Raw genomic sequence first — 6,806 nt, 5'->3', positions numbered from 1 at the left:
CGCGCCCGCGCCCTTCCGGCCCCCCCCCCCCCCCCCCCCCCGCCCCCCCCCCCCCGGGCCCCGGCGCCGCGCCGGGGGCGGCGCGGCGGCCCCCCCCCCCAGGCCCGGGCCCGGGGCGTCGGCTCAGGCCCGAGGCGCCGGCGTGAGGAGCGCCGGACGGGGAATGCGGCTGATCACCGAGCCGATCAGGGTGCCGATCGACACCCCGAAGACCGCCGAGACGGCCGCCAGCACCGACTGGGCCCCGTTGCCCACCTCGATCTGGGCGGTGTTCAGCAGGCCGAAGGAGCCCGGCACGACGATCCAGAACGCCGGCAGGTAGAGCACCTGCCAGAGCGGGCCGCCCGGCAGCCAGTGCACCAGGGTGGCGGCGACCGCGGCGGAGACCGCCCCGGCCAGGCCGCCGATCGCCGCGCCGTGCTCCGAGCCGATGACGACCTGGACGGTGACGCTCACCGCGATCACCGCGACGATCCACGGAACGGCGCTCGGCGGGGTGTTCACGTTGATCACGACGCCCGCGACGGCGATCGCGAGGCCGAGCCCGATCACCCACCAACTCGGCTTGGCCACCTGCACGTTGGCCAGCGCCGAGGCGGGCATGCCGATCGCGGTGGTGGCGGCGGCCACCCCGGCCAGGAACAGCGCGAGCTGCACCGCGCCGGACACCAGCCGGGCCGTCCCGGCGCTGGCCGAGCCCGCGGCGATCTCCGACAGGCCGGTGACCAGCAGCCCGCCCGGCAGCAGGATCGCCAGCGTGGCGACGATCGTCCGCAGCGGGCCGTCCAGCAGCGAGGCCTGCGCGAGCGCCAGGACGAGCAGTGCGACGAGGAACCCGGCCGTGACGGGCAGCAGCGGCCGCAGGGACGGCAGGCGCCGGGCGAGCACGGTCAGTCCCGCGACGACCAGCGAGCCGGCCCCGGCCGCCAGCACGTTCGCCGCGGCCGGCTGCAGGAACATGCAGACCCCGACCCCGACCGGCAGCGCCCCGAGGTCCGCCACCCACGTCGGCCAGCGGGCCGGCGCCCGGCGGATCGCGTCCAGCTCGGCGAGTGCCCGCGGCCCGTCGAGCCCGCCGGCGCGCAGCCGGTGCACCAGGTGGAGGACGTCGGCCGTCTGCTCGAAGCGCAGTGCGGCGCCGACGGGCCGGAACGCGGTGGCGTCGTCCGTGCCCAGCGAGACGAACAGCCCGTTGGTCAGGGCGGCGACCTGCACCCCGGGAGCCCCCAGCGCCCGCCCCAGGCCGTGGAGTTCCTCCTCGACGTCGTGGACGGGCAGACCACCGCCCAGGAGGGCGTCGCCCAGTTCGAGCAGGAGGCGGCGGAGCGGGTCGGGCGGGGCGGCGGTGCCCCGGACCGGGGGAGACGTGCGTGACATGGCACGTATCGTCCCATCCCGCCCGATTCGGTCCGACCGTGCCCTTCTTCCGGGCGGTCAGCCCCCGCCCAGGAGCCCGCGCACGTAGGCCGCCTGGCCGACGTGCTGGAGGTCGTCGGAGATCACGCTGACCAGCCGCACCCCCAGGGTGACCGGAGGGTCCCACGACTCGTCGACGACGCGCGCGAGGGACGGGCCGTTGAGCCTGCGCACGAAGTCGACCGTCCGGGCGTGGACGGCCTCGTGGTAGCCCAGCAGCAGCTCGGCGGTGGCGGTGACCTCGGCGACCTGGGCGGGCCGGTGCCCGTAGCCGGTGGCCGCCGCGGCGAACGGGAGGGCGAAGCGCTCCGCCCAGCCGTCCGCGGTCCACGCCTGCTCGCGGTCGGCCGCGTCGGCGACGTGGTCGTCCTGGATCCTGGTGAGGTGCCAGACCAGCCAGGCGATCGAGTTGGCCGGGTCCCGCACCCGGAAGGCGAGCTGCTCGGGGGAGAGGCCGTCGACGACGCCGGCGACCTCCTCCCGGATCCGGCCGAACGCGTCCACGAGGAGATCGGCGCTGGTCACACCCGTCACTGTCGCCTCCCGATCGGGGTCGTCCGGGGCTCGGCCGCCCCGACGAGCATGTCCCGACGAGCATGTCCCGCCGCAGGCCTCCCAGCCACTCGGCGGCCCTGGCGGCCCGGGCAGTCCTGTCCTGGCAGTCTCGGCAGCCCCGGCAGCCCCGGGTGGCCTGGGCAGCGGACGCCGTCACTGCCCGCGCAGCCGCCGCACCAGGTCACGGGCGGCCTGCGGCCAGTCCGGGTGATCGAAGGCGAAGCCCGCGTCCAGCAGTCTGGTCGGCACGACGCGGCGGCTCTTCAGCAGCAGCTCGGTCTCCGAGCGCAGCGCGAAGGCGCCGAGCTCGGCCATCCAGCGCGTGGCGGGCAGGGCGAGCGGCATGCCCCAGGCCGCCCGCAGGTCGCGCATGAACTCGCGCTGGGGCAGCGGGTGCGGGGCGGCGAGGTTGACCGGGCCGGCGAGGTCGTCCCGGGTGGCGAGGAACTCGACGGCGCGGACGAAGTCCCGCTCGTGGATCCAGGACACGTACTGCGCGCCGCCCGCGATCGGCCCGCCGGCGCCGAGCCGGGCCAGCCAGGAGAGCGAGTCGAACGCCCCGCCGCGCTCCGGCCCGAGGACGACGGCGGTGCGCAGCGCGAGGCGGCGGGTGTGCGGGGTTTCGGCCTCGGCCTGGGCGTCCTCCCACGCGCGGGCGATGTCGATGCTGTACCGCCAGGAGGCCGGGGCGCCGGGCTCGGCGCCGCCGATCACGCCGTCGAGTTCGTCGTTGGGCGCGTCGTGGCGGTGGGCGTAGACGGTCGCGGTGCTCATCTGGAGCCAGACGGCGGGCGGGCGCCGGGCGGCGGCGATGGCCCGGCCGACGGCCCGGGTGGAGAGCACCCGGGAGTCCATCATGGCCCGCCGGTTCTCGTCCGTGTAGCGGCAGTTGACGCTGCGCCCGGCGAGGTTGAGCACCACGTCGCTGCCGTCGACCTCGGTCGCCCAGGCTCCGAGGTGCTGACCGTCCCACCAGACCTGGCGGGGCCCGGCGGGCCGGCGGCTGAGGACGACGACGCGGTGGCCGGCGGCGGTCAGGCGGTGGTCGAGCAGGGTGCCGAGCGCGCCGGAGCCGCCGGGAATGACGATCTTCATGGGTTCCCCCCTCATCTCGGGTTTCGAGCCTAGCGCCTCAATTGAACGCGTTCAAATATCCCGCGTCGCACGATCGGTGGTTCACATCGGTTAGCCGGATCCGTATAGTCGGATCCGGCTAACCGAGACCGACTAGAGATCGGCGAGTACCTCGATGGCGAAACGAAAGATCTCCAACACGCTGGCGCTGGCCGTGCTGGGCCTGCTGCAGGAACAGCCGATGCACCCGTACGAGATGGCCTCCACCCTGCGGGAACGGCACAAGGACAGCAGCTTCAAGGTCAACTCCGGCTCCCTGTACGACACGGTCGAGTCGCTCGTGCGGCACGGCTGGATCGAGCCGGTCGAGACGGCGCGCGACGGCCGGCGGCCGGAGCGCACCGTGTACGCGGTCACCGGCCTGGGCCAGGACGAGTTCGTCCAGTGGATCGACGAACTGCTGCGCACGCCCGTCGCGGAGTACCCGAAGTTCATGGCCGCGGTGTCCTACCTCGGCGCGCTCGGTCCGGACGGGGCGGCGGAGGCGCTCGCCGAACGGGCGGAGCACCTGGCCCGGCGGATCGAGGAGACGGGCACGGTGCTGGCCGACACGGTCGGCTCCGGCGGCGTCCCCCGGCTGTTCATGATCGAGGTCGAGTGCGCGCTGCACGCCTGGGAGGCCGAACTGGCCTGGACGCGGCGGACGATCGCCGAGATCCGCGACGGCAGCCTCGCCTGGCCCGGGGCCGAACGGACCGAACGGACCGAACAGGGCTGGACCTGGTCCGACCCGACGGGCGAGAAGGGAACCACCACCCGATGACCGAGGTGCTGATCGTGGGAGCCGGCCCGGCCGGGCTGTTACTCGCGAGCGAACTGCGGCTCGCCGGCGTCGACGCGATCGTGCTCGAACGCCACCCGCGGCGGCCGGACTTCTGCCGCGGCTTCAACCTCAACGCCCGCGCCCTGGACCTGCTGGCCCGGCGCGGCCTCGCCGAACGGCTGATCGCCGAGGGCCGGCAGGTCCCGCACGCCGCGTTCTCCGGCCTGCCCGTGACGCTCACCCTCGCGGGCGCGCACACCGGCCACCCGTACTCGCTGGGCATCCCGCAGACCCGGGTCGAGGAGGTCCTGGAGCAGCACGCCCTCGACCTGGGCGCCGACATCCGGCGCGGACACGAACTGCTCATGCTGGAACAGGACTTCGAGTCCGTCACCGCCCACGTGTCCGCCGACGGAGGCGAGTACCGCATCCGCGCCGCGTACCTGGTCGGGTGCGACGGCGGCCGCAGCACCGTCCGCAAACGGGCCGGCATCGACTTCCCCGGCACGGCGGCGACCCGGTTCTCCCTCCTCGGCGACGTCGAGCTCGCCGACCCGCAGGCGCTGCCGTTCGGCGTGACCACCGGCCCCGGCGGCAGCGTGTTCGCGATACCCCGCCCCGGCTACGTGCGGGTCATCACCACCGACCGCCGGCCGCCCGCCGACCAGGACACCCCGGTCACCCTCGACCTGCTGCAGACCGCCGTGGACGAAGCGCTCGGCCGTCACGTCGAACTACGCGCCCCGCGCTGGCTGACCCGCTTCGGCGACGCCGCCCGGCAGGCGGCCGAGTACGTCCGGGGCAGGATCGTCCTCGCCGGGGACGCCGCGCACATCCACCCGCCGGCCGGGGCGATCGGCGTCAACCTCGCCCTGGACGACGCGTTCAACCTCGGCTGGAAGCTCGCCGCCACCGTCCGCCGCACCGCCCCGGCCCACCTGCTGGACAGCTACCACGCCGAACGCCACGCCGCCGGAGCACACGTGCTGGCGAACACCCGCGCCCAGGTGCTGCTCGGCGAGCCGGGCGCGCTCGGCGACCGGTTCGCCCCGCTCACCGACCTGCTCGCCCGCGTCGCCCGCCACCCCGACGGCAACCGCGCCCTCGCCGAGACGGTCACCGGCCTGGACACCCGCTATGAGACGCTCCCCGACACCGGCCACCCCTGGCTGGGCCGCCTCGCCCCCGACCTCACCCTGACCACCGGCCACGGCCGCGCCCGCCTCAGCGAGCTGCTCGCCCCGGGGCGCGGCGTCCTGCTCGACCTGACGGGAGGAACGGACGTCCGCGCGACGGCCGCAGGATGGGCGGACCGCGTGGACCTCGTCACCGCGACCTGCCCCGACCACCCCGACCTCGACGCCGTCCTCCTGCGCCCCGACGGCCACACCGCCTGGCTGCGCACCGCCGAGGACGACGACGGGACCGACGGGCTCCGGCAGGCGCTCCAGCACTGGTACGGAGCTGCCTGATCGTCGACCGCCCCCGCAGGTGGGTCCGTCCGCGACAGCGGTTCGTCGGCTACAGCAGCCCGACCAGGAACCGCACCGCCAGCACGCAGCCGAGCAACAGGAACCCGCCAAGGAGCCACAGTCCCGCGCCGAACGCGAGGCCGGCCAGACGGTCACCGAGGGTCAGAGGGGCACCGTCCCACAGCTCCTCCTCCTGGGCGGGGACCGGAGCGGGAAGCGGGCCGGCGAGGTCCAGGCGCATGTGCTCCTCGGAGCAGTACGTACGGTCGAGCACCTCGGCGGCCCGGCGGTCGATCTCCAGGGCCAACCACCCCTCGGGCAGTTCGAATCTGTCGCCGAGTGCGGTCCGGGGCTCCCGGATGCCGCAGAAGGCACAGACCTCCGGCTCCTGACGGCCCGTAGGCCGTTTCGACCCGGACATCCCTCCGTCCGCAGCGGCATCCGGTGTCACCGCCGGGGTGGCACCGGTGGTCGCCGGCGCATCCGCGGGCTGCCGGAGCTCGGACACGACGAACAGGACGGTGGCAGCACAGAGGGCGCCCACGGCCGCGCCCGTGTACTGCGGCCGGTCGTCCTGCACGAAGGCGAAAGCGGCCCCGCAGATCAGGAGCAGGATCCAGGCCCAGGCCCGGAAGCCGCGGAAGTGGAAGCGGTGCATCCGGTGATCCTGCCAGGGCCCGAAGGCCACGCACCAATCGTGTCCCGACACCCTGCCCGACCATCGGATCGGTGCTCGGGGCCGCGGACCCGATGTCGCGCCGTTCACCCCGCGCGGAGCACGGTCATGATGGTGACGTGACGAACAGCAACGAGAACCACGTGAAGGTCCACTACCCGCTGGACGTGGACGAGAACGGCTGGCCGCCGGTGGGCGTCGAGAGCCTGTGGGCGGAGGACCTCGGCGACGGGACGGTCCGCGTCGCCAACGCCCCGTGGTTCGCGCAGGGCGTCGCGAGCGGCGACGTCGTCCGGGTCGAGGTCGACGACGACGGCGTGCGCTGGGCCGAGGAGACCGTCGACGCCTCGGACCACTGCACCATCCGGCTGATCGTGCTGCAGGAGGGCGGCTCGGCCGGGGCCCGGCAGTCCGTGCTGGACGAGTTCCAGCGGCTCGGCGCGACCGGCGAGGGCGTCGAGCGGTTCGGGATGGTCGCGCTGGACGTCCCGCCCTCGGCCGACCTGCCGGGCATCCGCGCCCTGCTGGAGCGCGGCGACGCGGAGGGCCGGTGGGACTGGGAGGAAGGCTGCGTCACCGCCGCCTGGGCCGCGCACGACGGGGCCGCCGCCGACGACTGACGGCGGGCCGGTCGAGCAGCCGGAGCACGGACCGTGCTGCGCCCCGACCTCCGAAAGGCCGTGGGGGGGGGGGGGGGGGGGGTGGGGGGGGGCGCGCGCGCCCGGGGAAAGTCTCGGAGGAGAAGTGAGATATAGAGACAAACATGGCGGGTGTGGAGGTGGTGGGGTGG

The 6,806-nt window shown here is 74.8% G+C and carries 7 protein-coding genes; 3 read left to right on the top strand and 4 right to left on the bottom strand.

The features are described from left to right. Positions 1-123: 123 nt before the first annotated feature. The 3 genes from ACFV4F_RS22510 to ACFV4F_RS22500 all read right to left on the bottom strand — a co-directional run bounded on the left by ACFV4F_RS22510 (position 124) and on the right by ACFV4F_RS22500 (position 3,066). A complete protein-coding gene (locus ACFV4F_RS22510; protein ID WP_380443926.1) occupies positions 124-1,377 on the bottom strand; it encodes a threonine/serine exporter family protein in 1,254 nt (417 codons plus the stop codon). Positions 1,378-1,434: 57 nt separating this feature from the next. Then, positions 1,435-1,941: a DUF664 domain-containing protein gene (locus tag ACFV4F_RS22505; protein WP_380504846.1), complete on the bottom strand. Its 507-nt coding sequence runs from the start codon at positions 1,939-1,941 to the stop codon at positions 1,435-1,437. 183 nt (positions 1,942-2,124) lie between these two features. Beyond that, the gene (locus ACFV4F_RS22500; RefSeq protein ID WP_380504843.1) at positions 2,125-3,066 is read right to left on the bottom strand and encodes a TIGR01777 family oxidoreductase; all 942 of its coding nucleotides are present in this window, start codon (positions 3,064-3,066) and stop codon (positions 2,125-2,127) included. A 154-nt stretch (positions 3,067-3,220) separates the two neighbouring features. On the opposite strand from ACFV4F_RS22500, the gene ACFV4F_RS22495 reads away from it, so the two are divergent. Continuing rightward, the gene (locus ACFV4F_RS22495; RefSeq protein WP_380504840.1) at positions 3,221-3,868 is read left to right on the top strand and encodes a PadR family transcriptional regulator; all 648 of its coding nucleotides are present in this window, start codon (positions 3,221-3,223) and stop codon (positions 3,866-3,868) included. Continuing rightward, positions 3,865-5,340, top strand: a complete 1,476-nt coding sequence (locus ACFV4F_RS22490; RefSeq protein WP_380504837.1) for an FAD-dependent monooxygenase — start codon at positions 3,865-3,867, stop codon at positions 5,338-5,340. Before ACFV4F_RS22495 ends, ACFV4F_RS22490 begins: the two co-directional genes overlap by 4 nt. A 49-nt stretch (positions 5,341-5,389) precedes the next feature. Here ACFV4F_RS22490 and ACFV4F_RS22485 read toward each other — a convergent pair whose 3' ends face one another. After that, positions 5,390-5,998 (bottom strand): hypothetical protein, encoded by a 609-nt coding sequence (locus ACFV4F_RS22485; protein WP_380504834.1) that lies wholly within the window; start codon positions 5,996-5,998, stop codon positions 5,390-5,392. Between the two features lie 137 nt (positions 5,999-6,135). Between ACFV4F_RS22485 and ACFV4F_RS22480 the strand changes: the two genes are divergently transcribed. Then, on the top strand, positions 6,136-6,636 hold the full coding sequence (locus tag ACFV4F_RS22480) for a DUF4265 domain-containing protein (protein WP_380443938.1): 501 nt from the start codon (positions 6,136-6,138) through the stop codon (positions 6,634-6,636). The last annotated feature ends 170 nt before the right edge of the window (positions 6,637-6,806 follow it).

Source organism: Kitasatospora sp. NPDC059722, from assembly GCF_042733235.1.
Taxonomy (GTDB): Bacteria; Actinomycetota; Actinomycetes; order Streptomycetales; family Streptomycetaceae; genus Kitasatospora.
Note: the sequence above shows the minus strand (reverse complement) of the source record. Positions and strands in the feature narration are given on the sequence as shown.

Coding starts and splice junctions, on each gene's coding strand:
- ACFV4F_RS22510 (WP_380443926.1), bottom strand. CDS start 1,377: ATGTCACGCACGTCTCCCCCGGTCCGGGGCACCGCCGCCCCGCCCGAC.
- ACFV4F_RS22500 (WP_380504843.1), bottom strand. CDS start 3,066: ATGAAGATCGTCATTCCCGGCGGCTCCGGCGCGCTCGGCACCCTGCTC.
- ACFV4F_RS22495 (WP_380504840.1), top strand. CDS start 3,221: ATGGCGAAACGAAAGATCTCCAACACGCTGGCGCTGGCCGTGCTGGGC.
- ACFV4F_RS22490 (WP_380504837.1), top strand. CDS start 3,865: ATGACCGAGGTGCTGATCGTGGGAGCCGGCCCGGCCGGGCTGTTACTC.
- ACFV4F_RS22485 (WP_380504834.1), bottom strand. CDS start 5,998: ATGCACCGCTTCCACTTCCGCGGCTTCCGGGCCTGGGCCTGGATCCTG.